Origin of the sequence: Micromonospora fiedleri (assembly GCF_016774385.1) — a bacterium.
GTDB lineage: Bacteria > Actinomycetota > Actinomycetes > Mycobacteriales > Micromonosporaceae > Micromonospora > Micromonospora gifhornensis.
Window position 1 is genome coordinate 1 of the sequence record NZ_JAETXL010000112.1, and the last position, 444, is coordinate 444.

Annotated in this window: 1 pseudogene; it reads right to left on the minus strand. The window is 70.7% G+C overall.

The annotated features are described in order from the left end of the window. Nucleotides 1-327 (minus strand): annotated as a pseudogene (locus tag JMF97_RS30875) (alpha/beta hydrolase); the annotation flags it as partial. Nucleotides 328-444 lie beyond the last annotated feature (117 nt).

The following is a 444-nucleotide window of genomic DNA, read 5'->3' on the forward strand; positions in this document are numbered from 1 at the left end:
TTGCGGTACTGGTCCGTCCCCGTGGTTGGGTGGGGTAGAGCAGCCGCCGACCAGGATCGCCTGGGCGTGGGTCACCTCCAGGTGTTGCAGGAGCGCGAGCAGCAGGGCCGGTCCGCCTGAGTGACCGACCAGGACGGTGTCCTCGTCGAAGGTCTGGCTGCCCAGCACCTTCGGCAGGAACATGGTGATCGGCTCGACGTTGATGCCCGGGTGGTGCGGCACCTCGACGGCGTAGCCCCGGGCGGCGAGCCGCCCGGCCAGCCAGGGATACCAGCAGTTGTCCGGGCTACCGCCGGTCCCGTGGAAGATGATCGCGTTGCGTCCCACCGTGCCCCCATTCGCGTTTCGCACATCCAATCACCCGGGTCCGACGCAATCGGCGGGCCAGTTCACCGCCCGTGGGCCGAACCGGCGGGGGGAGGGGCGTCGCCGGGCTCCGGGGAG